This is a genomic window from Pseudophaeobacter sp. 1A16562, assembly GCF_041008785.1.
Taxonomy (GTDB): Bacteria; Pseudomonadota; Alphaproteobacteria; order Rhodobacterales; family Rhodobacteraceae; genus Phycobacter; species Phycobacter gallaeciensis_A.
Genome location: NZ_JAXGFT010000005.1, coordinates 274,858 through 301,266 on the forward strand (window position 1 = coordinate 274,858; position 26,409 = coordinate 301,266).

At 59.0% G+C, this 26,409-nt stretch carries 23 protein-coding genes and 1 tRNA gene; 11 read left to right on the plus strand and 13 right to left on the minus strand.

Going from position 1 to position 26,409, the window contains the following annotated elements; translation table 11 throughout:
- Positions 1-63: 63 nt before the first annotated feature.
- Positions 64-1,053 carry a complex I NDUFA9 subunit family protein gene (locus SM764_RS09565; RefSeq protein ID WP_369001643.1) on the minus strand — a complete coding sequence of 330 codons (990 nt, stop codon included), beginning with the start codon at positions 1,051-1,053 and terminating at the stop codon, positions 64-66.
- Between the two features lie 242 nt (positions 1,054-1,295).
- Between SM764_RS09565 and SM764_RS09570 the strand changes: the two genes are divergently transcribed.
- Positions 1,296-1,382: transfer RNA gene (locus tag SM764_RS09570), tRNA-Leu, on the plus strand.
- Positions 1,383-1,495: 113 nt separating this feature from the next.
- On the opposite strand, the gene SM764_RS09575 is transcribed toward SM764_RS09570, so the two are convergent.
- From SM764_RS09575 to SM764_RS09585, 3 genes are all read right to left on the minus strand, one after another.
- Positions 1,496-3,679 (minus strand): methyl-accepting chemotaxis protein, encoded by a 2,184-nt coding sequence (locus SM764_RS09575; protein ID WP_369001644.1) that lies wholly within the window; start codon positions 3,677-3,679, stop codon positions 1,496-1,498.
- 305 nt (positions 3,680-3,984) lie between these two features.
- Complete coding sequence (locus tag SM764_RS09580) at positions 3,985-4,857, minus strand: ribokinase (protein WP_369001645.1); 873 nt, start codon at positions 4,855-4,857, stop codon at positions 3,985-3,987.
- Positions 4,858-4,866: 9 nt separating this feature from the next.
- On the minus strand, positions 4,867-7,122 hold the full coding sequence (locus SM764_RS09585) for an NADP-dependent malic enzyme (RefSeq protein WP_065271990.1): 2,256 nt from the start codon (positions 7,120-7,122) through the stop codon (positions 4,867-4,869).
- A gap of 324 nt (positions 7,123-7,446) precedes the next feature.
- Here SM764_RS09585 and SM764_RS09590 point away from each other — a divergent pair, with 324 nt between their 5' ends.
- On the plus strand, positions 7,447-8,268 hold the full coding sequence (locus tag SM764_RS09590) for a flagellin N-terminal helical domain-containing protein (protein WP_065273645.1): 822 nt from the start codon (positions 7,447-7,449) through the stop codon (positions 8,266-8,268).
- A 111-nt stretch (positions 8,269-8,379) separates the two neighbouring features.
- On the plus strand, positions 8,380-11,013 hold the full coding sequence (gene mutS / locus SM764_RS09595; RefSeq protein ID WP_369001646.1) for a DNA mismatch repair protein MutS: 2,634 nt from the start codon (positions 8,380-8,382) through the stop codon (positions 11,011-11,013).
- Positions 11,014-11,113: 100 nt separating this feature from the next.
- On the opposite strand, the gene SM764_RS09600 is transcribed toward mutS, so the two are convergent.
- Together SM764_RS09600 and hrcA are read right to left on the minus strand one after the other, a co-directional pair.
- Complete coding sequence (locus tag SM764_RS09600) at positions 11,114-11,674, minus strand: nucleotide exchange factor GrpE (protein ID WP_065271992.1); 561 nt, start codon at positions 11,672-11,674, stop codon at positions 11,114-11,116.
- Positions 11,675-11,683: 9 nt separating this feature from the next.
- The gene (gene hrcA, locus SM764_RS09605; RefSeq protein WP_065271993.1) at positions 11,684-12,748 is read right to left on the minus strand and encodes a heat-inducible transcriptional repressor HrcA; all 1,065 of its coding nucleotides are present in this window, start codon (positions 12,746-12,748) and stop codon (positions 11,684-11,686) included.
- Positions 12,749-12,891: 143 nt separating this feature from the next.
- On the opposite strand from hrcA, the gene rph reads away from it, so the two are divergent.
- The 4 genes from rph to SM764_RS09625 are packed head-to-tail and all read left to right on the plus strand — an operon-like array spanning position 12,892 to position 15,737.
- On the plus strand, positions 12,892-13,605 hold the full coding sequence (rph, locus tag SM764_RS09610; protein ID WP_065271994.1) for a ribonuclease PH: 714 nt from the start codon (positions 12,892-12,894) through the stop codon (positions 13,603-13,605).
- Positions 13,602-14,216: an RdgB/HAM1 family non-canonical purine NTP pyrophosphatase gene (gene rdgB / locus SM764_RS09615; protein WP_369001647.1), complete on the plus strand. Its 615-nt coding sequence runs from the start codon at positions 13,602-13,604 to the stop codon at positions 14,214-14,216. Before rph ends, rdgB begins: the two co-directional genes overlap by 4 nt.
- An 8-nt stretch (positions 14,217-14,224) precedes the next feature.
- Entirely contained in the window at positions 14,225-15,379 is a 1,155-nt protein-coding gene (gene hemW / locus SM764_RS09620; protein WP_369001672.1) for a radical SAM family heme chaperone HemW, read from the plus strand.
- 4 nt (positions 15,380-15,383) lie between these two features.
- Positions 15,384-15,737 (plus strand): YbaN family protein, encoded by a 354-nt coding sequence (locus SM764_RS09625; RefSeq protein WP_274829988.1) that lies wholly within the window; start codon positions 15,384-15,386, stop codon positions 15,735-15,737.
- Here the strand turns inward: SM764_RS09625 and SM764_RS09630 are convergent.
- From SM764_RS09630 to SM764_RS09660, 7 genes are all read right to left on the minus strand, one after another.
- A complete protein-coding gene (locus SM764_RS09630; RefSeq protein ID WP_368998257.1) occupies positions 15,727-16,623 on the minus strand; it encodes a ParB/RepB/Spo0J family partition protein in 897 nt (298 codons plus the stop codon). The two genes, SM764_RS09625 and SM764_RS09630, sit on opposite strands and share 11 nt — an antisense overlap.
- Positions 16,624-16,636: 13 nt before the next feature.
- Positions 16,637-17,446, minus strand: coding sequence for a ParA family protein (locus SM764_RS09635; RefSeq protein WP_274829989.1), 810 nt, complete (start codon positions 17,444-17,446; stop codon positions 16,637-16,639).
- Positions 17,439-18,056: a 16S rRNA (guanine(527)-N(7))-methyltransferase RsmG gene (rsmG, locus tag SM764_RS09640; protein WP_369001648.1), complete on the minus strand. Its 618-nt coding sequence runs from the start codon at positions 18,054-18,056 to the stop codon at positions 17,439-17,441. Before rsmG ends, SM764_RS09635 begins: the two co-directional genes overlap by 8 nt.
- Entirely contained in the window at positions 18,053-19,927 is a 1,875-nt protein-coding gene (gene mnmG, locus SM764_RS09645) for a tRNA uridine-5-carboxymethylaminomethyl(34) synthesis enzyme MnmG (RefSeq protein WP_369001649.1), read from the minus strand. The genes rsmG and mnmG overlap by 4 nt, the downstream gene beginning before the upstream one ends.
- A gap of 12 nt (positions 19,928-19,939) precedes the next feature.
- Positions 19,940-21,226 carry a tRNA uridine-5-carboxymethylaminomethyl(34) synthesis GTPase MnmE gene (mnmE, locus tag SM764_RS09650; protein WP_368947689.1) on the minus strand — a complete coding sequence of 429 codons (1,287 nt, stop codon included), beginning with the start codon at positions 21,224-21,226 and terminating at the stop codon, positions 19,940-19,942.
- Between the two features lie 31 nt (positions 21,227-21,257).
- The gene (rho, locus tag SM764_RS09655) at positions 21,258-22,529 is read right to left on the minus strand and encodes a transcription termination factor Rho (RefSeq protein ID WP_065272000.1); all 1,272 of its coding nucleotides are present in this window, start codon (positions 22,527-22,529) and stop codon (positions 21,258-21,260) included.
- A 197-nt stretch (positions 22,530-22,726) separates the two neighbouring features.
- Entirely contained in the window at positions 22,727-23,182 is a 456-nt protein-coding gene (locus SM764_RS09660; RefSeq protein ID WP_369001650.1) for a CopD family protein, read from the minus strand.
- Between the two features lie 414 nt (positions 23,183-23,596).
- On the opposite strand from SM764_RS09660, the gene SM764_RS09665 reads away from it, so the two are divergent.
- From SM764_RS09665 to dnaQ, 4 genes are read left to right on the plus strand one after another with little or no spacing between them, the layout of a single operon-like run.
- Positions 23,597-24,196 (plus strand): Maf family protein, encoded by a 600-nt coding sequence (locus tag SM764_RS09665; RefSeq protein WP_369001673.1) that lies wholly within the window; start codon positions 23,597-23,599, stop codon positions 24,194-24,196.
- A complete protein-coding gene (locus tag SM764_RS09670; RefSeq protein ID WP_065272003.1) occupies positions 24,193-25,026 on the plus strand; it encodes a shikimate dehydrogenase in 834 nt (277 codons plus the stop codon). The genes SM764_RS09665 and SM764_RS09670 overlap by 4 nt, the downstream gene beginning before the upstream one ends.
- The gene (gene coaE / locus SM764_RS09675) at positions 25,023-25,616 is read left to right on the plus strand and encodes a dephospho-CoA kinase (protein ID WP_369001651.1); all 594 of its coding nucleotides are present in this window, start codon (positions 25,023-25,025) and stop codon (positions 25,614-25,616) included. The genes SM764_RS09670 and coaE overlap by 4 nt, the downstream gene beginning before the upstream one ends.
- Positions 25,609-26,343, plus strand: a complete 735-nt coding sequence (gene dnaQ, locus SM764_RS09680; RefSeq protein WP_274833189.1) for a DNA polymerase III subunit epsilon — start codon at positions 25,609-25,611, stop codon at positions 26,341-26,343. Before coaE ends, dnaQ begins: the two co-directional genes overlap by 8 nt.
- The last annotated feature ends 66 nt before the right edge of the window (positions 26,344-26,409 follow it).

A 26,409-nucleotide genomic window follows, 5' to 3' on the forward strand; every position in this document is an offset into this window, starting at 1 on the left:
GAAAAAGCGCGGCACCAGATGGACCGCGCTTCATGATCTTATATGGACCTGCCGCCAATGCGATCAGGCGTCGCCCTTCAGGTTGCGGGCCGAAGCGGTCATCACGTCGTATTGCCCGGAGGGACGGAATTTCCACAGGTAATCCGGCAGGATCGGCCCCATCAGTTCCGGCTCGATCCCCAGATCGGCGAACCCTTTGGCGCCCTCGGACACCACATTGTCGCGGCGCAGGTTCTTAAGCTGGTCGCGGGTCAGCACCTTGTTCTCGATCAGCTGGAAGCTGGCGGCCTGAAGCACGTCAAACCCGAAAGCCACGATACCGGCAACAAAACGCGGCAGCGACAGCACCAGACGACGGCGATGGATAACCGACAGCATCTCCTGCATCAGCGCGGCAAAGCTCTTCACTTCCGGCCCGCCCAGCTCGTAGATACCCGGCCCGGCCTGGCCCAGCACACCGGCAACGGCGGCGCGCGCCACATCATCCACATAAACCGGCTGGAACAGGGTCTTGCCGCAGGCAATTGGCAGCACGGGCGACAGCCGTGTCATCGAGGCGAAGCGGTTGAAGAACTGATCTTCGGTGCCAAAGATGATCGAGGGACGCAGGATCACTGCAGCCGGGAAAGCCTCCTGAACGGCGGCTTCGCCTGCGGCCTTGCTGCGGGCATAGTCGCTATCGCTTTCGGTATCAGCGCCAAGGGCAGAGATATGTACCAGCTGCTGGACACCCTGTTCGGCAGCGATCCGGGCGATGCGGCCCGCGCCTTCGGCCTGGACAGCATCAAAGGTATTCTTGCCCAGCTCGTTCAGAACGCCGACGCAGTTCACAACCGCATCCGCGCCCTGCATCACCGCCGCGACAGAGGCATCGTCGCGGATATTGCAGAAGACAGGCTCAACCTGACCAGGGACACCGTAGGGTTTTACATGCATCGCCTCGTTCGGGCGGCGCACGGCGACCCGGACCCGCCAGCCTTCCTTGGCCATCCGGCGCGCAATGTATCGACCGACAAAACCAGATCCGCCATAGATCGTGACCAGTTTGGACATCTTTTGGCTCCTGCAGTTAGCTCTTGACCCGATCTACCGGGCCAGCGGGTTTCAAACAAGGCGCAAAATCGTGTCCGGACCCACAGTTTCATGATAAATCACTGGCTTTACCGCCGCCACCGGCCCCGGCCTTCACGGGGTCCTGGCCGCGGGGCCCGGAATCCGGCTGGAAATTGCCACCCGATGCAAAAATCCGTTTGACGCTCCTGCCGCCGGTGCGTATACGCCGCTGCACGACACCTGCCCAGGTGGCGGAATTGGTAGACGCGCTAGCTTCAGGTGCTAGTGTCCGTATGGACGTGGAGGTTCGAGTCCTCTCCTGGGCACCATAATCCTTTGTCGGAACCCCCTACAGTTTCAGATGTTCAAAGACGCCCCACAGGGCGCCCTTGAGTGATGTCTTGTTCTTAGCTCAGACTGATATTCAGCCCTGCTTCCGGCTTTAGAAATCCTGCCACTTGTCGATGGCGGCGTTGCCATCCGTGGCAGCGGCAGGTGTCGCGTCGCTGAAGTCCCAGTCCGCATCCCCATGGGCCGTTGGCATGCTTGGCGCTGCTTCAGGGGTGTTGGGCATTGCCGTGATATTACCACCGGCTGCGATTTTGAAATGAGCAACCAGCTCGGCCAGCTTGGTGGCGTCACTGTTCAGCATGTGCCCTGCTGCGGTGGCCTCTTCGACCATGGCGGCGTTCTGCTGAGTCACCTGATCCAGCTGCACCACGCCGGTGTTGATCTCACCAAGGCCCGTGGATTGCTCCACAGCGCCTTCGGCGATATCGGTGACCAGACCAGAGATATGGTTCACCCGCTCGACAATGTTCTGCAAGGCCTCGCCGGCCTTGCCAACCAGATCCACACCACGTTCCACCTGTCTTGAGCTATCGCCGATCAGCGTCTTGATTTCCATCGCCGCATCGGAGGACCGCTGTGCCAAAGCCCGCACTTCGGAGGCAACCACGGCAAAGCCTCGGCCTGCTTCGCCTGCACGGGCGGCCTCGACCCCCGCGTTCAGGGCCAGAAGGTTGGTCTGGAAAGCGATGTCGTCGATGACACTGATGATCTGGGCGATATGGGTCGAGGATTGCTCGATCTCGGTCATTGCCGAGACTGCACTTTGCACCACGACACCACTGTTCTCGGCCTCTTTCTTGGCCTCATTCATGATGTTTTCAACGCTGCGGGCGCCGTCGGCAGCGGATTTGACCGACGCCGTCAGCTCGTCCAGCGCTGCGGCGGTTTCTTCGAGCGTTGCGGCCTGGCTCTCGGTGCGGTGTGACAGATCATCCGAAGACTGGCTGATCTCGGCCGCGCCGCTGCGGATGCTGGAGGCGGATTCCACCACTTTCGTCACCGTGCCGTTCAGATTTTCGACGGTCCGGTTGAAATCCAGACGCAGCTGTTCGTAATCCTCGGGGAACCGGTCGGAGATGCGGGTTGTCAGATCACCGCTTGAGAGTTCCGACAGCCGCGCGCCGAGGCTGGCAACGACCTTGGCCTGATTTTCGCTGTGTGCCTTTTGAGTCTGCTCCATCTCACGCTGGCGGACCAGGGCTGCATGGAAGACGCCCAGACTGCGGGCCATGTCGCCGATTTCGCCTTTGTCTGGCAGGCCTGTCATCTCGATGTTCAGATTGCCCTCAGACAGGGAAATCATCCGGTTGCTGATCCGGTTCAGGAGACCACACAGCCATTTCCCCAGACCCAGCGCCATGGCGCCGGCCAGAACCATCGCCACGATGGCCGCGCCGATACCGGTGTTGCGGATCGTATTGGTGATCGCCGTGATCGCATCCAAGGGGACAAGCGCATTGCCCACGGCAACCAGATTTCCGGAGAAATCGCGGATTTCAAACGGGCTGCCCGCATAGGCATGGCCGCCAAGGTCATAATCCGACGTCTCTGCCGCCTCGCCTTTCACAAAACCTGCAATGGCAGCCGCATCCAGAAGGGCGGGACCGTCGTAACTTCCGGTCAGTCGGCGGATCTCTTCGCCAGTGCTGGAGAACGAACTGATATCGCTGTCTGGCAAAAGGTAGATTTCAAGCGCGGAATCGCCTCCTTCGGTCAGGCTTTGAACTAGGGCGCTGTCGAATTTGAGGCCGATTTCCACGCTGCCCACGTGGCTGCCATCATGGCTGATCGGGGCGATACCGCGGATACCGATGCCCGCGCGTCCCCGTTCAAGGCCTGAAACAGGCGCCTGCGTCTTGTTCGCGGCAACAACGGAATGGCGGAACCCGGATAGGTCATCGCCAAACTTCTCGGGCTTGTGCACCCGGAACAGAGACAGCGCCTCTGGAGTGTGAAACTGGAACTGAGCGATCCCGGCAGTCGTTGCCAGTCCTTTGAAGTTTTGGGCGAAAATCCGGTCAAGCGTGTCTCGGTCCTGCTCTGCCACGGCGCGCTGCACGTCCGACATGGCAGCCACGGTCTGGGCCGTGGTCAGGGCGAGTCGCTGGCGCCCTTCGATCTCGGAACTGACACGGGCCTCGAACTGACGCAGCTCGCGGAGTGTTCCCTCATCCGAGACTGTCCCCAGGCCCATGAACAAAGGCACAGTGACAATCGCGATCGCAACCAAAGAACTGACCAACAGCGCAACAACAATCCGCATTCTGAGGGACATCGTTAAAAACTCCTATCAACAGAGTCTTTTCCTAGCGCGAAGAGGCTTAAGAATTTGCATACTTAAATCACGACATGTTGATCTTTTCGCACCTACGGGTATTGGGAAACCGCCTGAACCTTGGCTCCATATTTAGCATTTATTCGAATAAGTTACGATTTCAGAACCATGGGCGGACAGATCCCGGACGCATAAGCTGACCGGAATATCGCCCGATTAAATCACCGAGAATAACAAGAGAAACCGGATCGACCGGCGTTAGAATTCTACCCGTTCGGTAGGCTCAGTACGGGTCCGGGGAGGCATCAAAGCCGACTGTCCTGAACCTCTTTCAGATCGGGAATGACATCGGCGGTGCCATGGCGAGTCACCATCAGGGCCGCCGCGCGGGAGGCTTGCGCCATGGCCTGCGCCATCGGCATTCCGCGATCCAGACCGGCAAGGACATAACCGGTAAAGGTGTCTCCTGCCCCGGTGGTATCGACCGGGGTGACCGGCATGGCTGGAATATCCTGCACCGCGCCTGTGGTGCCATGGAAATGGCGCGCGCCCGCTGCCCCAAGGGTAACGATCACATCTTCAACGCCCAGCGCCTCGGGCGGATTGCCGGTTGCATCCTGCAATTGACGCGCCTCGACCGCATTCAGGAACAAAAGATCCAGATGCGGCAAGACCGCTGCAACCGCTGCCGCGTCAAAAGGCGCTGCCGCATAGGCCACGCGCAGCCCCAGATCACGGCCCATCCGCGCCGCATGGACCTGCAGGTTGGTCTCGTTCTGCATCACCAGAATATCCCCGGCAGAGGCAGCCGACAGGGCCTGACCGATCTGATCCGGGCTGATCGCGCGGTTGGCTCCGGGAAACAGGATGATCTGGTTTTCGCCGTCCTGATCCACAGCAATGATTGCATGGCCCGTGGGCGTGTCGATCTGCGCGATATGGCGGGTGTCGACGCCGTACTCCAGCAGGCGGTCCACCGCCCATCTGCCATCAGCGCCGACAGCACCGATGTGGCAGACGTGGCTACCGGCCCGGGCGGCGGCGACCGACATATTGGCCCCCTTGCCGCCCAGAAACTGGTCCAGACCCGAGGCTGCCAATGTCTCACCCGCCACCGGTAGATGCGGCAGCGCGTAGACCATGTCAGCGTTGATCGAGCCCAGGTTCCAGATTGCCATCGTTGCCGCCTAGCCGATGTTGCAGGCAGCCAGAACCGCCATGTTCAGCACGTCATTAGCGGTCGAGGTGGTCGAGCAGATTTGGATCGGCTTATCCACGCCCGCCAGGATCGGGCCAACCACGGTGGCACCGCCCATTTCCTGCATCAGCTTGACCGAGATGGAGGCCGAGTGCCGGGCAGGCACGATCAGAATGTTCGCGGGGCCCGACAGACGCTGGAACGGGTAATTCTCCTGCGCCTTGGCATTCAGCGCCACATCCACGGTCATTTCGCCTTCGTATTCAAAATCGACGCCGCGCTTGTCCAGAACGCCCGGGGCGATATGCATCTTTTCCGCCCGCTCGGACACCGGGTAGCCAAAGGTCGAGAAGCTGACAAAGGCCACGCGGGGATCCAGCCCCATGTGCCGGGCCACACCAGCAGCGCGTTCGGCAATCGTCGCCAGATCGTTCTCATCCGGCCATTCATGCACCAGCGTATCGCCAATCAGCACGATCCGGCCCTTATGCAGCAACGCGGTCACGCCGGCCGCGCCGTGTTTGGCATCGGCATCAAAGACGTGGTTGATCTGATCCAGAACATGCGCGGATTTCCGGGTGGCACCGGTGACCAGACCATCGCCATGCCCATGCGCCAGCATCAGCGCCGAGAAGACGTGCCGGTCACGGCCCACCAGACGGTGGATGTCCTTACGGTCGAAGCCCTTGCGTTGCAGGCGGTTGAACAGGAAATCCTTGTAGGTGTCGAAATGCTGGGTGTTGGCAGCATTGACCACCTCCAGCTCGCGTACCGCATCGCCAAGGCCGGCGGCCTCCAGCTTGGCCTTCACATCATCGGCACGGCCAACGACCAGCGCCTTGCCAAAGCCGGACCGCTGATAGGTAACGGCAGCGCGCAGCACCCGGGGATCGTCGCCCTCGGCAAAGATCATCCGCGACTGAGCCGAACGCGCGCGGGCGTTGAGGCCGCGCAGGATCGAGGCCGTCGGGTCCATCCGGCTTTTCAGGCTGATCTCATAGGCTTCCATGTCGATGATGGGACGACGCGCAGCACCCGTGTCCATGCCCGCCTTGGCCACGGCTGGGGGAATCCGGTGGATCAGACGCGGATCAAACGGTGTCGGGATGATGTAATCGCGACCAAAAGTCAGCGATTTGCCATAGGCCAGCGCCACCTCGTCGGGCACGTCCTCGCGCGCCAATGCGGCCAGCGCATGAGCGCAAGCGATCTTCATCTCGTCGTTGATGGCGCGCGCATTGATGTCCAGCGCCCCGCGGAACAAGTAGGGAAAGCCCAGAACGTTGTTCACCTGGTTGGGATAGTCCGAGCGGCCCGTGGCGACGATGGCGTCGACGCGGACCTCGTGGGCCTCTTCCGGTGTGATTTCGGGATCCGGGTTTGCCATGGCAAAGATCACAGGGTTGTCGGCCATGGAGGCAACCATCTCCTGCGTCACCGCGCCTTTGACCGACACGCCAAGGAAGACATCGGCGCCTTCCATTGCTTCCTCAAGCGTCCGCAGCTCGGTCTTGACCGCATGGGCCGACTTCCACTGGTTCATACCTTCGGTTCGGCCCTGATAGATCACACCCTTGGTGTCGCAGACGATGCAGTTGTCGTGCCGCGCGCCCATGGATTTCAGCAGCTCGATACAGGCGATGCCCGCCGCGCCCGCGCCGTTCAGCACGATTTTCACGTCTTCGATCTTCTTGCCCGAGATATGCAGCGCATTGATCAGGCCCGCCGCACAGATCACGGCGGTGCCGTGTTGGTCGTCATGGAAGACGGGGATATCCATCTCTTCCTTCAGGCGCTGCTCGATGATGAAACACTCGGGCGCCTTGATGTCTTCAAGGTTGATGCCGCCAAAGGTCGGGCCCATCAGCTTGACCGCGTCGATGAACTTGTCCGGATCTTCGGTGTCGAGCTCAATGTCGATCGAGTTCACATCGGCAAAGCGTTTGAACAGGACAGATTTCCCCTCCATCACCGGTTTCGATCCCAGCGCGCCCAGGTTTCCAAGCCCCAAAACCGCCGTCCCGTTGGAGATTACAGCCACCAGGTTGCCCTTGTTGGTATAATCATAGGCGGTTTCCGGGTTCGCCGCGATCGCTTCGCATGGCACCGCAACACCGGGGGAATAGGCCAGGGAGAGATCCCGCTGCGTGGTCATCGGGACGGTCGCATTGATTTCCCATTTGCCGGGTGTCGGCTCCAGATGGAAGGCAAGCGCCTCTTCGTTTGTGATCTTCGCTTTGGGCATGGGCTGTAGGTGTCCTCTCCTAATCGGGCACAGTCTTATCCCAGCCCTGCGTCCCTCTCAATCCGATCCGGAAAGAAAACGACCCCTAAAAAGCAATAATATTTCAAATAAAACTTGATAGATTCCGTCGGCTTTTCGCCACAATCTCGACCGATCCGCGCTATATTCCGTTAATAATGCTTAACAGCTTCTGTGTGACGCGTGGCTATAAGGCCGCAAACCGGCGCCAGAACAGCACATGTCAGAACGGCATACGACCATTTCTGAAAAAGTCACACCCGCCGCCGCAATACCGGCGGGCAGGGTAAATTTGGGATGCACGATATGACAAGTATCAACTCCAACACCGGCGCTGCCACGGCGCTACACCTGCTGGGAGGGACGACACAGCAGCTGGAAACCGTCCAGAACGAGGTCGCAACCGGAAAAGAGGTGAATACCGCCAAAGACAATGCCGCGCTTTGGGCGATTTCCCAGATCATGGAGGCCGATGTCTCCGGGCTGCGGGCAACCTCTGATGCGCTGTCGCTGGGTGAGTCCACCGTCGCCGTCGCCTCGGCTGGTGCGGAACGGATTTCCGAAGCGGTCATCGAAATGAAGGAACTGGCACTTACGGCAAGCAGCGGCCTTGTTGACTATTCCAAGATCGAAGCGCAGCTGGCCCAGAAGACGGAGGAAATCAATTCGATCATTTCCTCCTCCCAGTTCAACGGTGCCAACCTGCTGGCCACAAATGTGGACGGCAATGGCGCAACCGGCCTTAGTATTCCAACCGGAGCAGACCTGTCGTTGCTGACAGTGGATGGTGTCGATTTCGAAAGCGACCCGTTGTTCGATATCAACAACCGCACCCAGGTCACGGATCAGGCAAGCGCCCAAACCGCGCTGAGTGAGATTACCGGTTTCCTGCGCTTTGCCATCGAAGGTGCTGCTGCACTTGGGGCCTCGGCCAATGGACTGGCAGAAGAGAACAAGACCGTGCAGAACCTTGCTGATGCCACAAAAAAGGGGATCGGCGCCCTGGTGGATGCCAATATCGAGGAATCCGCGGCGCGGCTGGTTGCGCTTGATGTGCAAAAACAGCTGGGTACCACCTCTTTGTCGATTGCGAACTACAGCCCGCAATCGATCGGCGTGCTGTTCTGATCAACGTCGGCCCGCCAGGGTCTGAGCAACAGATTGCAAATCCGGGTAATCGGGTTTTCCTTGGACCGTCCGCATTGTAAATGTCGGGCAAATAACCCCGGGGGAGCTCGCATGACCGTTACGCCCATGATGGCGCAATATCTTGAGATCAAAGCAGCGCATCCCGATGCGTTGCTTTTTTATCGGATGGGCGATTTCTACGAGATGTTCTTTGACGACGCGGTCAATGCCGCAGAGGCGCTGGACATCGCCCTGACCAAACGGGGCAAACACGACGGTGAGGATATTCCCATGTGCGGCGTTCCCGTGCATGCCGCCGAAGGGTATCTGCTGACCCTGATCCGCAAAGGGTTCCGCGTCGCGGTAGGCGAACAGCTGGAAAGCCCGGCCGAAGCCAAGAAACGCGGCTCCAAATCCGTGGTGAAACGGGATGTGGTGCGGCTGGTGACTCCCGGCACGCTGACCGAAGATTCCCTGCTCGAAGCGCGGCGCCACAACTTCCTGGTTTCCTATTCCGAGTTGCGCGACGAAGCGGCCCTAGCCTGGGCGGATATTTCCACCGGCGCGTTTCACGTGATGCCCATCGCCCGGGTGCGCCTGTCGCCGGAACTGGCACGGCTGGCGCCATCGGAATTGATCGTCGCTGATGGCGCGCCTTTTGATGCGACCCGCCCGCTGGCAGATGAATACAAGATCCCGCTGACCCCGCTGGGCAAGGCAAGTTTCGACAGCACGGCGGCAGAAAAACGCATCTGCACCCTGTTCAACGTCGGCGCGCTGGATGGGTTCGGCACCTTCACCCGCGCCGAGGTCTCAGCCATGGGTGCGCTGATCGACTATCTGGCGATTACGCAGAAGGGCAAACTGCCGCTGTTGCAGCCGCCGGTACAGGAGGCACAGGACCGCGTGGTACAGATCGACGCCTCGACCCGCGCCAGTCTTGAACTGACCCGCTCCCTGTCGGGCGGGCGCGCCGGATCGCTGTTGTCGGTGGTGGACCGGACCGTCACCCCCGGTGGTGCGCGTCTTTTGGAACAGCGCATGGCCAGCCCTTCGCGCACGCTGGATGTGATCAGCGCACGATTGGCGGCACTGGATTTTGCGGTCGAGGCGACGCAGCTTTCGCAGGATATCCGCGCGGCGCTGCGCAAGACGCCGGATCTGGACCGCGCCCTGTCGCGCCTTGCGCTGGAACGCGGTGGTCCGCGTGATCTTGCTGCCATCCGCAACGGGCTGGTGCAGGCCGAAACCATCGCCCAGATGTGCGAAGGACAGGATCTTCCCGAACTGATCGGCGGTGCCGTGCGCGATCTCCTTGGCTTTGACGATCTTCTGTCGCTGCTGGATGCCGCGCTGGTGGCCGATCCGCCGCTTCTGGCCCGTGACGGCGGGTTCATCGCGACCGGCTATGATCCGGAACTGGATGAGGCCCGCACCCTGCGCGATGAGGGACGCTCGATCATCGCCGGGATGCAGCAGAAGTATGCGGAGCACACCGGCATCACCTCGCTGAAGATCAAGCACAACAACGTGCTGGGCTATTTCATCGAAACCACCGCGACCCACGCGGAAAAGATGCTGTCGGCGCCGCTATCCGAAACCTATATCCACCGTCAAACTACCGCAAATCAGGTGCGTTTCACCACAGTGGAGCTGAGCGAGATCGAAACCCGGATCCTGAACGCAGGAAACCGGGCGCTTGAGATCGAAAAGCGGCTCTATGAAAGGCTTTCTAACGCCATTCTGGACACCGCTGCACGCCTCAATACCGCTGCCAAAGGGTTGGCAGAGCTGGATCTGGTGACCGCATTGGCCGATCTGGCCCGCGGTGAAAACTGGACCCGGCCCAAGGTGGACGCCTCCCGCGCGTTTCACGTGGAGGGCGGACGCCACCCGGTGGTGGAACAGGCACTGCGACAACAGGGCGGCGATACCTTCGTCGCCAATGATTGCGATCTCTCGGCTGGGGATGGCGCCGCGATCTGGCTGCTGACCGGTCCCAACATGGCCGGTAAATCGACCTTCCTGCGGCAGAACGCGCTGATCGCGCTGTTGGCGCAGATGGGCAGCTATGTTCCCGCCGAAGCCGCGCATATAGGGTTGATCAGCCAGCTGTTCAGCCGCGTCGGGGCCTCGGACGATCTGGCGCGCGGACGCTCCACCTTCATGGTTGAAATGGTGGAAACCGCTGCGATCCTGAACCAGGCCGATGACCGTGCTCTGGTGATCCTTGATGAAATCGGCCGCGGCACCGCGACCTATGATGGCCTGTCCATCGCCTGGGCCACGCTGGAACACCTGCACGAGGTGAACCGGGCCCGCGCCCTGTTCGCGACCCACTATCACGAGATGACCCAACTGGCCGGTAAGCTGGAAGGCGTCGAAAACGCCACCGTCACCGTCAAGGAGTGGGAGGGAGAGGTCATCTTCCTGCACGAGGTCAAAAAAGGCGCCGCCGACCGCTCCTACGGGGTGCAGGTGGCGCAGCTTGCCGGCCTGCCAGCTTCGGTTGTGGCACGGGCGCGCGATGTGCTGGATATGCTGGAACAAGGCAGCCGCGAAGGTGCAGGTGCAAAGATCCAGATCGACGATCTACCACTCTTTGCTGCGGCCCCGCCGCCACAGCCCAAGCCCGCCGCAGGTCCGTCACCGGTCGAGGAATTGCTGGACAGCATCCACCCCGACGATCTGACCCCGCGCGAGGCGCTGGAGGCGCTCTACCGTCTGAAAGACGCCACTGCGTAAACGCAAAGCTGTATAAACGCAAAAGGCGACCCGCGTGGGTCGCCTTTTCCAATACTGAATGCAGGGTCCGAGGCGATTTACACCAATAACCCCAGCAACCTTATGCCGGTGTCGAGGAGACCCCGACCTGCGCCGGCCGCAGCAGGCGGTCGTGCAGCATGAAACCTTCGGCGGAAACCTGAATGATCTCGCCCGCCTTGGTGCCGGGCACCGGGGCTTCGAACATGGCTTCGTGCACCTGCGGGTCAAACTTGTCACCCACTGCGGGCGAGACAACGCGGATGCCGTGCTTTTCAAACACGCCCAGCAGCGCCCGCATGGTCAGCTCAACACCTTCGATCAGGGCCGAGGCCGCCTCTTTTTGTTCGTCGGTTACCGATTCAACCGCGCGCTTCATGTTGTCGAACACCGGCAGCATGTCACGGGCCAGCTTCGAGCCGCCATATTGCTCGGCTTCGCGGCGGGCCTTGTCGCCCCGCTTGCGCGAATTCTCGGCATCCGCCAGAGCGCGCATGAACCGGTCCTTCAGCTCATCACGCTCGGCTCGCAGGGCATCCAGCTCCAGCGCCGCGTCATCAAATTCTTCGGTCTGTGCCGCCAGCTCTTCTGCTTCGGCATTTGCGATATCGTCGAGAAAATCGTCGTTCTTGGGCTCTGCCATTTTTCACCTCTAACTCCGGTCTGACAGCAATTTGCCGACCAGTTGCGCCGTATAGTCCACGATGGGCACAATCCGTCCGTAGTTCAGGCGGGTCGGGCCAATCACCCCCACCGCGCCAATCACCTTTCGATCCGCGTTCATATAAGGAGACACCACCAAAGAGGAACCCGAAAGTGAGAAAAGTTTGTTCTCCGAGCCAATAAAAATGCGCACGCCCTCGCCCTCTTCGGTGAGTTCCAGGAATTCGGCAATATCCTGCTTGCGCTCCAGATCGTCGAACAGGCTGCGGATCAGATCCAGTTCTTCTGTGACGCCATTATCCGCCAGCAGATTCGCGCGTCCCCGCACGATCAGACGCGCCTGGTCGCTGCCGTCTTCTTCCCAGGCGGCCAGACCGCTTTCGATCAGCTGATGCGCCAGGTTGTCGATCTCCTGCCGCCGGGTGGCGATCTCTTCCTGCATGTCGAGGCGCACGTCACTCAGCGTGCGCCCTTCGACGAGGGCATTCAGGAAATTGGCCGCCTCGCGCATCGAACTGGGCGTCTGCCCCGGCGGCGGGGTGAACAGCCGGTTTTCCACGTGACCATCGGAAAACACCAGCACCACCATCGCCCGGTCATGACCCAGCGAAACGAATTCGATATGGCGGATCTCTGCTTCATGCTTTGGCGTCAGTACCAGCGAGGCACCCTGCGTCACCCCGGAAAGCGCCGCCCCGACACGGTCGAGCATACCGCTCACATCGCCGGAATTGCGACCCAGGGTGGCGTCGATCTTTTCGCGGTCCTGCGCCTTCAGATCCTCGACCTCCAGCAGGCCATCGACGAACATCCGCAGACCCAGCTGCGTCGGCACCCGTCCGGCGCTGACATGCGGGCTGTCGAGCAGGCCCAGAAACTCCAGATCCTGCATCACGTTGCGTACCGTCGCCGCGCTGACCTTTTCGCTCAGCGACCGGGTCAGGGTACGGCTGCCGACGGGATCGCCGCTTTCCAGATAGGATTCCACGACCGCCCGGAACACATCCCGCGACCGGTCGTTCATGTCTTTCAGGATATTGTTTGCGTCTGTCATGAGCATTTTCAGCGGTTACACGCTACATAGATAGGAAGGCTTTTCCGGATTGCCATTAAAGAGGCCCACACGCAAAGGTCAATCATGCTTGCATACCGCGCGCAGGCAGGGCTATCCGAAGGCCAGCAAAAAAAGGATTACTCATGCGACCCTCTGGACGACAACTGAACGAGATGCGCCCGATTTCCATCGAAACCGGATTCACCAAACATGCCGAGGGATCATGCCTGATCAAGGCTGGCGACACCCATGTTCTGTGCACCGCCACCATCGAAGACCGCGTGCCGCCCTTTATCAAGGGATCCGGCCTTGGCTGGGTGACTGCGGAATACGGCATGCTGCCCCGCGCGACCAACACCCGGATGCGCCGCGAAGCCTCGGCTGGCAAGCAAGGCGGCCGTACCGTCGAAATCCAACGCCTGATCGGCCGCGCCCTGCGCGCCGGCGTGGACCGCGTGGCCCTGGGCGAACGCCAGATCAGTATCGACTGTGACGTGCTGCAAGCCGATGGCGGCACCCGTTGCGCCTCGATCACCGGTGGCTGGGTGGCCCTGCGTCTGGCAGTCAACAAACTGATGAAGGCCGGCGATGTCAGTATCGACCCGCTGGTCGATCCGGTGGCAGCCGTATCCTGCGGGATCTATGCCGGCCAGCCGGTTCTTGATCTGGACTACCCCGAAGATTCCGAAGCCGGCGTCGATGGCAACTTCATCATGACCGGATCCGGTAAACTGATCGAAGTGCAGATGTCCGCCGAAGGATCGATGTTCTCGCGCGAGCAGATGAATTCCCTGATGGATCTGGCCGCAAAAGGCACCGCCGAGCTGGCAGAAATGCAAAAGGCAGCCTGCGCATGAGCCGTAAGTTTGAAGGCGATCGGCTGTTGATCGCCACGCATAACAAAGGCAAGCTTGAGGAGATGGCGCATCTCCTCAAGCCCTTTGGCGTCTCCGTTGTCGGCGCCGCCGAAATGGATCTGCCAGAACCTGAGGAAACCGAGGACACCTTTGTCGGCAACGCCCGGATCAAGGCGCATGCCGCGGCCAAGGCAACCGGGCTCCCTGCCCTGTCCGATGATTCTGGGATCACCATCGACGCCCTAGATGGGGCGCCGGGCGTCTATACCGCAGACTGGGCGGAAACCGGCAATGGCCGCGACTTTATGATGGCCATGACCCGCGCCCATGACGAGCTGGAAGCCAAGAACGCCCCCCACCCGCGTACCGCGCAGTTCCGCTGCACGCTGGTTCTGGCCTGGCCCGATGGCCATGACGAGGTCTTCGAAGGTATTGCCCCCGGTCATCTGATCTGGCCGATCCGCGGCGAGGCTGGTTTTGGCTATGATCCGATGTTCATACCTGATGGCTTTGACATGACCTTTGCCGAGATGGACCGCTGGGAAAAGAATAAGATCAGCCATCGCGCAAACGCCGTGGCAAAGTTCATCAAAGGGTGTTTCGGGGAATGACCCATCCCGTGGATGACTGGCGCAATGGGGGCTTTGGCCTCTATGTGCACTGGCCCTTTTGTCAGGCCAAATGCCCCTATTGCGATTTCAACAGCCACGTCACCGCAAATATAGACCAAAGCGTCTGGGTCAAAACCTATCAATCTGAGCTGGCACGTGTGTCCGAGCAGCTTCAGGGCCGCGTGTTGAATTCGATCTTCTTTGGTGGCGGCACCCCTTCGCTGATGCATCCCGACACCGTTGCCGCCGTGATCGACGCCGCGCGGGATATCTGGCCCTTTGCCAATGACATCGAAATTTCGCTCGAGGCGAACCCCGGATCGGTCGAAGCTGGCAGGTTTGCAGGCTATCGCGACGCAGGAGTGAACCGGGTCTCGATGGGCATTCAGGCGCTCAACGACGCCGACCTGCGCCGCCTTGGCCGTATCCATTCCGTGGGCGAAGCCAAGGCCGCCTTTGACATTGCGCGCAATTGTTTTGACCGCGTCAGTTTCGACCTGATCTATGCCCGGCAAGGTCAAACGCCGCAGGACTGGCAGGCAGAGCTGACCGAAGCACTGTCGATGTCCATCGACCACCTGTCGCTCTATCAGCTGACGATCGAAGAAGGCACCGCCTTTGGCGACCGTTATGCCCGGGGTAAGCTGCGGGACCTGCCCAGCGATGACAGCGCCGCAGACATGTACCAGCTGACACAGGACATCTGCGCCGCCCATGGCATGCCCGCCTATGAGGTTTCCAATCACGCGGTTCCCGGCGCGGAGAGCCGCCACAACCTGATTTACTGGCGGTACGGCGACTATGTGGGCATCGGCCCCGGCGCCCATGGCCGTATCACTCTGGATGGCGCCCGCTATGCCACCGAAACCCACCGCGCCCCCGGTGCCTGGCTGCAAGCCGTTTCTAACGGCTCTGGCGAAAACCTGCGGGAAGCCCTGGAGCGCGAGGATGCCGCTGTCGAATGCCTGATGATGGGGATGCGCCTGCGGGAAGGGCTGGATATGGAGCGCTACGCACAACTCTCTGGCACGCCGCTAAACGCTGACAAGCTGCAGGACCTTGCCAAGATGGGAATGATCTCTATCTCAGGACAAAGACTGCATGCCACAGACAAGGGACGTGCGGTGCTCAACGCGATCCTTCGCGATCTCTTGGTGGACTGACCCAATGCGCTATATCTACGCCGGACTAGGGATTTGTTGCGTAGCATTGGCAATCGTCGGGGTTATCCTTCCCCTGCTCCCCACCGTGCCCTTCCTGCTTCTGGCAACATTCTTTTTCGCAAACTCTTCGGAGCGGCTGCACGACTGGATCATCTCTCACAACATCTTCGGGCCAATGATCCTGGATTGGCGCGAAAACGGTGCCATCCGACCAACCGCAAAAAAGGCGGCAACCGGATCGATTGCCGCCGTCTTTCTGTTGTCTCTGATGCTGGGCGCCCCCTCCCACATCCTGATTATTCAGGCGGTGGTTCTGTCAGGCGTTCTGACCTTTATCTGGTCGCGCCCTAACGGCTGAGCAGATTGCAAAGCTCATCCAACTGATCAAGCGTCTCATAGCTGATCGTCACCGAGCCGCTCTCCCCGCCCGCGATGTGATCAATCGAAACCTTCATCCGCAGCATCGCTGACAGATCGCCTTCAAGCGCGCGGGTATCCGCGTCCTTTTCCACCTCTTTGCGCGGTTTTTTCGGAGACGCGCTCGTTGTGGTACCCGCAGCATCCTTTTTCACCAGATTCTCGGTCGCGCGGACGGACAGCCCGCCTTTGACGATCTTCTTGGCCAGTTCCGATGCATGGTCCGACGTAATCAGCGCCCGCGCGTGGCCCGCGGACAATTTCCGTTCCTGAACAAGCTGTTGCACGTCGGAAGGTAGGTGAAGAAGCCGCACAAGGTTGGCAATATGGCTACGGCTCTTGCCCAACGCCTCAGCCATTTTTTCCTGGGTGTGGCCGAACTTTTCCATCAACTGCTTATAGCTCTGCGCCTCTTCCATCGCATTCAGGTCTGACCGCTGAATGTTTTCGATGATGGCGACTTCGAGCATTTCAACGTCGTCATAGTCCCGGATCAGAACCGGAACCTCATGCAGCTGCGCCGCCTGCGCGGCCCGCCAGCGCCGTTCACCAGCCACGATCTCGTACATACCGCCATCGCGCGGACGCACGATTAGCGGCTGCAAGACACCCTTTTCCTTGATAGAGGCCGTCAGGTCATCCAGATCTTCTTGAAGAAACTGCCGACGGGGCTGATCAGGGTTGGCGGTAACCTTCTCGATTGGCACCAATACTTCGGCATTGCGGGGTGCTTCGGCTTGGGTGCTGACGGGTTCCGGGTTCACATCGGCCATCAGCGCCGACAATCCACGTCCCAATCCGCGAGGTTTGTTCTTTTTTTCTGTCATGGTGCCCTCCCCTTTATGCTGCCAGTCTTTGATGATTGGCGACTATTTCTTCTGCCAGTGCCCGGTACGCCCGCGCCCCCAGCGAATTCGTATCGTAGTTCAGGACTGGTAGCGCATAGGACGGCGCCTCGCTCACCCGTACATTCCGGGGAATCACAGTCCGGAAGACCAGCTCACCCAGGTTGTCGCGCGCATCCTGTTCAACCTGTTGCGACAGATTATTGCGACGGTCGTACATCGTCAGCACCACACCTTCGATCCTCAGATCCGGGTTTGCCGCCTGCCGTACCTCACGAATCGTCAGCATTAACTGCGATACCCCCTCGAGCGCGAAGAACTCACTTTGCAGCGGGATAAGAACCGAATGCGCGGCGACCATGGCATTCACCGTAAGCAGGTTCAGCGAAGGCGGGCAATCGATCAGGATGTAATCCCATTCGTATTCGTCCATCGCCGTCTGTCGCAGGGCATCATGCAATAGGAAGCTGCGCTTTTCGTTGGAAACCAGTTCGATATCGGCGGAACTCAAATCCACCGTCGCCGGAATAACGCAGAGATCCTCGATCTCAGTTGCCCGAATAACCTCGGACAGCGGCGCATCATCAACCAAAAGATCGTAGGTGGTGTAATCCCGATCATCGGCCTCAATTCCCAGGCCGGTGGATGCATTCCCCTGCGGGTCCAGATCAACGACCAGGACGCGCAATCCGCCTTCGACCAAGGCCGCAGCAAGGTTTATTGCCGTCGTTGTTTTACCTACTCCACCCTTTTGATTAGCAACCGCGATGATACGTGGCCCATCCGGGCGGGATAAGTCAGACACGAGCAACTCCCTCTATTTTCAGTACGACCGCGTCGGGTTCGGTTAAACTTGTAATCGGTTCGAAATCGAATCGCCATCGTTGCCGCGCGTTATCCACTTCTTTTTTCCAGTTTGCACCTTTTGGGAACAAGGCGGTGCCTGTCGGGGTGAGGTGCCGTTCAGAAAATTCCAGTAGGAGCGACAGATCCGCAAGCGCCCGCGCAGACAGAACATCCGCATTTTGCGGGTCCGCCTGCTCTATTCGCTTTGAAATTACGGTAAGTTTCGCCCCGCACTCCCGTGCCGCCGTACGCAGGAAAGCCGACTTTCGTTGATCCGATTCGATCAGCGTAACCTTGGTATTTGGAGATTCCTCTGCCGCCATAATGGCGACGATAACACCTGGAAGGCCGCCGCCACTTCCCATATCAACCCAGTGGTTTGGCGGAGAAACACATCGGAAAACCTGGACCGAATCGATGATATGACGGGTCCAAAGGTCATCCAGGCTGTTCCGGGAAACTAGGTTGATCTTCGGATTCCATTTTAACAAAACTTGTTCGAATATTTTCAGCCGGTCGAGTGTTTCACGTGAAACATTCAGCCGTTCCAACAAAGCTTCGGTTGTCATGCAGTACGGCTCCGTTGGGTGGAACTCTTCCGCAACCTTGCCAAAAGCAGGGCCAGTGCAGCCGGCGTCATCCCATCCAGACGTGCTGCCTGCGCCAGGTTTTCAGGCCGGGCTCGCTCCAGTTTTTGTTGCAACTCGTTGGAAAGACCTTCGATCCCGACGTATTCAAAATCCCTCGGGATCAGATAGCTCTCATCCCGCTTTAGCGCTGCGATCTCTCGCTCCTGCCGGTCGATGTAATTTGCATAAAGCGCGTCACGCTCCAACTGACGTCGTGTTGTAGCATCGCTGTTCGCGAGTTCAGGCAGCAAAGGAAAAAGATCTTCGAACGACACATCAGGAAACGCCAGGACATCCAAGCCGGTCCGTTTATTGCCATCCTGATTTACGCGGATACCAGCCTCGGAAACCTGTTTTGGAGTGAACACCGACTCAGTCAGAACACCTCGCGCAGCATCCAGGCGCTCCATCTTCTTTTGGAACATTTCTTTGCGGGCCCGCCCCGCGCAGCCAACCTCAATCGCCAGAGGCGTCAGCCGTTGATCCGCATTGTCGGCCCGGAGGGACAAACGGAATTCCGCACGGGAAGTGAACATCCGGTAGGGTTCCGTCACGCCATTCGTGGTCAGGTCATCGACCATAACCCCAATGTAGCTGCCGGAGCGACCAAAGACGATCGGGTCCTCCTCCCTGCTCCGCCGAGCAGCATTGAGGCCTGCGACCAGGCCCTGTGCAGCGGCCTCTTCGTATCCGGTTGTACCGTTAATTTGTCCAGCCAAGAACAAGCCGGGAACTTCCTTGAGTTCCAAACCCAGTGTTAGCGCCCGCGGATCAATGTAATCGTACTCAATGGCATATCCGGGTTGAATGATCTTGGCGTCTTCCAGGCCAAAGATCGAATGCACGTAGTCCTCTTGCACATCCACCGGCAGGCTCGTCGAAATCCCGTTTGGATAAACGGTGTTATCGTCGACGCCCTCTGGTTCCAAAAAGATTTGGTGCGATGTTTTATCAGCGAACCTGACGACCTTGTCTTCAATCGACGGGCAATACCGCGGTCCGACCCCTTCGATATGACCGCCGTACATAGCAGATCGTTCAAGGTTTTCCCGAATGATCTCATGCGTCTTTTCGTTGGTGTGCGTAATCCCGCAGGACACCTGTTTTGCGGTCACCTGCGTGGTTGCAAAGGAAAAGAACGTTGGATCATCATCCCCGGGCTGCGATTCCAATTCATCCCAACGAATCGTTGTTCCGTCCAACCGAGGCGGCGTACCGGTCTTGAGGCGTCCCAACGGTAATTCAAAGCTATCGAGACGTTCTGCCAGGCTGACCGACGGTTTATCGCCCATACGACCACCGGGTCGCGACACATCGCCAATATGAATGACACCGCGCAGGAACGTGCCAGAGGTGAGAATGACAGCCTTCGCCGGGATTTGAGATCCATCGGCCAAGACGACGCCCGTTACCGATTGGCCGGACATGATGAAGTCGGTCGCTTCTCCTTCGATAATATCGAGACAGTCCTGCTGTTCGGTAAGCTTGAGCATCTCCCGACGATAGATTGCTCGGTCGGACTGGGCGCGAGGGCCCTGGACGGCTGGTCCCTTCCGCCGATTCAGGAGTCGGAACTGAATGCCGGCAAGATCGGCAACACGCCCCATGACGCCGTCAAGAGCGTCAATTTCCCGCACGAGGTGGCCTTTGCCCAAACCGCCAATAGCCGGATTACAGGACATCACGCCGATGCCTTCGCGTTTTAACGTGATCAGGGCGGTGTTTACACCCATCCGAGCCGCCGCATGAGCAGCTTCGGTGCCGGCGTGACCACCGCCGATTACAACAACGTCATAGGCTGAATGTTTCACGTGAAACACTCCTCATTTTCCAAGGCAGAAGCTCGAGAAAATCTCATCCAGGAGATTTTCAACTCCGACACGTCCAACCAACAGTTCAAGCGATCGGATTGCTGACCGCATATCCTCAGCCGCAAGATCATAATGCTCCGGTCCCAACTCGAGAACCGATTGCGCCTGATGTAAGCTCTTCAACGCGGAAGACAAAGCCTCCCTGTGGCGATTTCGGGTGGAGATCCCTGGATGAGCCGAGCGCGACTTCAAAACCGTCGCAATATGCTCAACTAGCCTATCGATCCCCTGCCCCGTTTTCCCGGAAATTGCATCTTCCGCATCATCCCGAGCATCCGCTTTTGGCAGCAGGCGAATATCTCCGTCCTGCATTTCCACGTCAGGCGTTTCGCTAGCTTCTGCCAGAAACACACGGATATCAGCATTCTCGGCCCTCTTCCGCGCCAAGGCAATACCAATGCTTTCGACGTGATCCTCGGTATCGCGCAGGCCGGCTGTGTCGAGAAGCGTGACCGGAAGGCCAGCGAGATCCATCTTTACCTCGATAATATCCCGCGTGGTGCCAGCGTATTCCGACGTAATGGCTGCCTCACGTCCCGCAAGTGCATTCAGAAGTGTCGATTTCCCGACGTTTGGAGCACCAACGATGGCCACCTCAAACCCAGAGCGGATGCGTTCGGCGATTTTGACGCCAGCGACCTCGGTTTCCAAATCCTTTTGAACGCCTGCGAGGAGGCTCGATACCTCGGGCGTAACATCCACCGGAACCTCTTCATCCGCGAAATCAATGGTGACTTCGATCAAAGAGGCTGCCCGGATCAGATCGCTCCGCCACCGTTCGGCCAGTTGCCCAATTGCCCCAGACAGCACTACCTGGGCCTGTTTGCGCTGCGCCTCAGTTTCGGCATCGATCAGATCGGCAAGACCCTCGACCTGCGCCAGATCCAGCTGTCCGTTCTCCAGCGCGCGACGCGTGAACTCACCCGGTTCTGCCTGCCGCAATCCGTCGATTTCGCCAAGCGCATCCAACACAGCAGAAACCACTGCCATACTGCCATGCACCTGAAATTCAACGACATTTTCACCGGTAAAGCTATGCGGTGCGGCGAAACTCAGCACCAGCGCCTCATCCAGAGGATCACCTGCCGCATCCGTCAGCACCCGCAGTCCCCGTCCAGGAACCGGCACCGCAGTTACGCAAAGCGCGTTCATCGCCTCCAGCGCCTGTGGGCCAGAGACACGAATAACCGATACCCCGGCCTTCCCCTGAGCAGAGGCCAACGCAAAGATCGTATCCATGTGTGGCCGTCCTTTCCTGAGCCGCCGGGTCCTAGGTGTTCATCGAATCGAAGAATTCAGAGTTGGATTTGGTTTGTTTCAGTTTCGACAGCAGGAATTCAATGGCGTCCGTGGTACCCATCGGGTTGAGAATTCGCCGCAAAACAAAGGTCTTAGCCAGATCCCCCTTGTCGACAAGCAGGTCTTCCTTCCGGGTGCCCGACTTGAGAATGTCGATCGCCGGGAAGACGCGTTTGTCGGCAATTTTACGATCCAGGACCAGTTCGGAGTTACCGGTGCCTTTGAATTCTTCGAAGATGACCTCGTCCATACGGCTGCCGGTATCGATCAGCGCGGTTGCGATAATGGTCAGCGATCCGCCTTCTTCGATGTTCCGGGCAGCACCGAAGAAGCGTTTCGGCCGCTGCAGGGCGTTGGCGTCGACACCGCCGGTCAAAACCTTACCCGAGGACGGAACCACGGTGTTAAAAGCCCTACCAAGTCTTGTGATCGAGTCCAAAAGAATCACAACATCTCGTTTATGCTCAACCAGACGCTTGGCCTTTTCGATGACCATTTCCGACACTGCCACGTGGCGCGTTGCCGGCTCGTCAAAGGTGGAGGAAACGACCTCGCCCTTGACCGAACGCTGCATGTCGGTGACCTCTTCCGGGCGTTCGTCGATCAGCAGGACGATCAGGTAGCATTCCGGATGGTTCTTCTCAATCGAGTTCGCAATGTTCTGCAAAATCACGGTCTTACCAGTCCGCGGCGGCGCCACGATCAGGGAGCGCTGACCTTTACCGATGGGCGCGACCAGGTCGATCACACGGGCGGATTTATCCTTGATCGTGGGATCTTCGACCTCCATTTTCAGCCGCTCATCCGGGTACAGCGGCGTCAGGTTGTCGAACGCGATCTTGTGACGGGCCTTTTCAGGATCTTCAAAGTTGATCTTGGTGACATTGGTCAGCGCGAAATAGCGTTCATTTTCCAGCGGGGCCTTGATCTGCCCTTCGACGGTATCGCCAGTGCGCAGAGAGTACTGACGAATCATGTCGGGCGAGACGTAGATATCATCGGGACCGGGCAGGTAGTTCGCTTCGGGCGAGCGCAGGAAACCGAATCCGTCTTGCAGAACTTCCAGAACGCCGTCGCCGGCAATGTCCCATCCTTCATCTGCGCGTTCACGCAGGATCTGGAACATCATCTCGCCCTTGCGCATGGTCGAGGCGTTTTCGATCTCCAGATCTTCGGCCATGGACAAAAGGTCCTTGGGGCTTTTGGCTTTCAGATCGGAAAGATTCAGGGATTGGACGGTCATCTACATACAGCCTTTGCGTCCCCGGCATCGGGGAGAGGTGTCATTATCAAATCGGAAGACACGAATGCCCGGACGGGCCCGTTGAGGGCCATACATAGGGGCATGTCCACGATGAGTCAAATACCGCCTCAGAGGCCGCCTGAGGCAATGCTTACAACTGTGGCACACCCGACCCTGTCAGGGGCGTAAGATCGGCCTCAGAACTTGAAAATGACCGATATGACGATGACCACCATCAGGAGCGTCGGCACTTCGTTTGCCATCCTGAACTGTCTTCCCGTCAGGCGGTTCCGCCCGGCTTCGAAATCCTCGATGCGCCAGACAAGCCAGGTGTGAAACAGCGTCATACCGATTACACAGGCGCCTTTGGTCCAAGGCCATATATGGGACCAGTCGATCATCCCTGGCGTAAAGACGATGAAAAGGCCGGCGAGCCAGGCGGTGTGCATCGCAGGGCGCATGATCACCTTCATGAGCTTCTGTTCCATGGTCAGGAACACCGGACCTGTCTCTGGGACCTTCTCAGCCTGCTCCACGTGATACACGAACAGACGTGGGAGATAGAAGAGACCGGCCATCCAGCTGAGCACGGCCATGATATGGAGCGACTTTGCATAGGGGTACAGGGTGTACATCCAGTCTGTTAGGTCCATGCGTGTCTTCTCCGCCGTTCGTTTGGGTCACCCTAAAATAAATAAGAAAGATTTAAAGGATGATGTTTTTGTAGGGCCCCCTGTTTTCCGTGGATTACTGAGTGCTTCCTCCCCTTATCCCCAGCGTGGACAAGATTCCACCAGCTGGCGGCTTGAAAGGGTATAAGAATCCTTAACGGCCTTTGTTTTATGGATCGTTAAGTGATCCTTAACCTTGAGCATCGTGGGGATAACTAAGGGATCGATTGTGAAGTTCTGGGATATCCCCGGGTTTGAAGTTATCCCAATCCACGCGGGATGGATGCGGGTGAAACTGGGATGGAATCCGGGCTTTGCCTGTGGGCTTGCCAAAACCGGGGAAAACCATACAAAACGTCCTTAACTTCCGAACCGCTTTCCCACGGGGTTTTCCACATGACTGCCCACATCGTGCTCGCCTCCGGGTCCAGTATCAGGGCCCAGCTGCTGCGGCAGGCAGGCATTCCCTTTGAAACAGATGTGCCGCGTCTTGATGAAGATAGCATCAAGGCAGCCTTGCTGGCAGAGGGCGCGCCGCCCCGGGATATCGCCGATGCCCTGGCCGAGGCAAAAGCCCGCAAGATCAGCAGTAAACATCCTGGTCAGATGGTGATCGGCTGCGATCAGGTGCTTGATTTCAGGGGAAAACTTCTGTCCAAACCGCGTTCTTCCGAAGAGGCGCTGTCGCAGCTTTGTGAGATGCGCGGACAGCGGCATATGCTATTGTCCGCGGCGGTGATCTACCGCGATGGAGAACCATTGTGGCGCCACGTTGGTCAGGTCCGGTTGCTGATGCGCAAAGCCTCGGATGAGTATCTGCGTGATTATGTGGCCCGCAACTGGGACAGCATCCGCCACGCCGTTGGCGCCTACAAACTGGAAGAGGAAGGCGTGCGGCTGTTCGCCAGTATCGATGGTAGCTATTTTAATGTCTTGGGCCTGCCGCTGACTGAACTTATAAACTACCTTGGACTGCAGGGGATTATCGATCAATGAATGCCGTGAAGATACCTCTGGCCGGGGTCATTGGATGCCCGGTGGCCCATTCACGTTCGCCGCAGATCCAGAACCATTGGCTCCGCAAATACGGAATCGCCGGACATTATGTGCCGATGCACGTGGAACCGCAGGATCTTGAAACCGTGATCCGCGCGCTGCCAAAGGCCGGCTTTGTCGGGGCTAATGTGACCTTACCACACAAGGAAACGGTGATGACAATCGCCGACAAGGTTACGGATCGTGCCACGCTGATGGGGGCGGCGAACACGCTGATCTTCCGCGAAGATGGATCGGTTCTGGCTGATAATACAGATGGGTATGGCTTTATCACCAATCTGCATCAGGGTGCACCGGATTGGAAACCGGACGCAGGTCCTGCGGTGGTTCTGGGCGCCGGCGGCGCCTGCCGCGCGGTGGTTGCCTCGCTGATCGAGGCTGGCGTGACCGAGATCATGCTGACCAACCGAACCCGAGAACGTGCGGACAAGCTGCACAAGGAATTCGGCAAACGTATCAAGGTCGTGGATTGGGTTCTGGCCGGCAATATCGTCGAAGAAGCCGCGCTGGTCGTGAATACCACCTCACTCGGGATGGAAGGGAAGCCGCGCCTGAGGGTGCCAATGGACGGTTTGCGCCCGGGCTGCGTTGTGACCGATCTGGTCTATACCCCGCTGAAAACAGATATGTTGCAAGCCGCAGAGGACGCAGGTTGCACCGTTGTCGACGGTCTCGGCATGCTGCTGCACCAGGCTGTTCCGGGCTTTGAACGCTGGTTTGGCAAACGGCCCGAAGTGGATGAGGAAACACGGGCGGCAGCACTGGCATGACGTTTAGACTGGGTCTCACCGGCTCCATCGGGATGGGCAAAAGCACCACGGCAAAGATCTTTGCCGAACTGGGCTGCGCGGTCTGGGATGCGGATGCGGCGGTGCATCGTCTTTATGCGCCAGGCGGTGCTGCTGTCGCACCGATGCAGGCGCAGTTCCCGGAGGCAATTGTCGACGGTGCGGTGGATCGGAGTGCGCTGAAGGACATCATTGCCCGCGACCCCTCTGCCCTGCCCCGGATCGAAAAGATCGTGCATCCGCTGGTCGGGGAAGATCGTGCCGAATTTCGCCGTACTGCTGCCAGCGATATTCTGGTTTTCGATATTCCGCTGTTGTTTGAAACCAGCGGTGAGGCTGCGATGGACGCGGTGGCCTGCGTCACCGTGGATGCGGAAACCCAGAAACAGCGGGTTCTGGACCGTGGCACAATGACGGTTGAGCAATTCGAGCAGATCCTGCAGAAACAGATGCCAATCGAAGAGAAACGCGCCCGCGCCGATTACGTGATCGAGACTGACACGCTGGAACACGCCCGCGCGCAGGTGGAACAGATCCTGGCCGAGATCAGGAGAAAGATGGCAGATGCGTGAGATCGTTCTGGATACCGAGACCACGGGGTTTGATCCGTTTTCCGGGGATCGGATCGTCGAAATCGGTGCGGTGGAACTCTATAATCACATGCCCACCGGCAGGACCTATCACGAATACATCAACCCCGAGCGCGACATGCCCGAAGAGGCTTTTGGCGTGCACGGCATCGGTCCGGACCTGCTGAGCCCGCCGCAGACGCCGGCGCCGGGAGCGGTCACGCTGCGCGATAAACCGGTGTTCGCCAAGATCGGTCAGGGGTTTCTGGATTTCGTCGGTGATGCGCGGCTGGTGATCCACAATGCCAGCTTTGACATGAAGTTCCTGAACGCGGAACTGGGCTGGATGAACCTGCCGCAATTGCCGATGGAACAGGCGATCGACACGCTGGCCATGGCGCGTAAACGGTTTCCCGGCTCACCGGCAACACTGGATGCCCTGTGCCGCCGGTTCAGCATCGATAACTCCAACCGAACCCTGCACGGCGCGCTTCTCGACTCGGAAATCCTGGCCGAGGTCTATCTGGAGCTGATCGGCGGCCGTCAGCCCGATTTCGCTCTGTCCAGCAGCGGCAGCGGATCGGATACTGCAGCGGTAGACAGCAATTGGCGCCCGGAACCACGGCCGACCCCCCTGCCCTCGCGCCTGACGGCCGAGGAAAAAGCTGCCCATGATGCCTTTGTGGAAAAACTGGGCGAAGACGCACTTTGGGTCTCGGCACAGTCCTGACATATTGTCCCGACAAATAAAAAACGCTGCCGGTCTGACCGACAGCGTTTGAATTTTCAAAGCAAT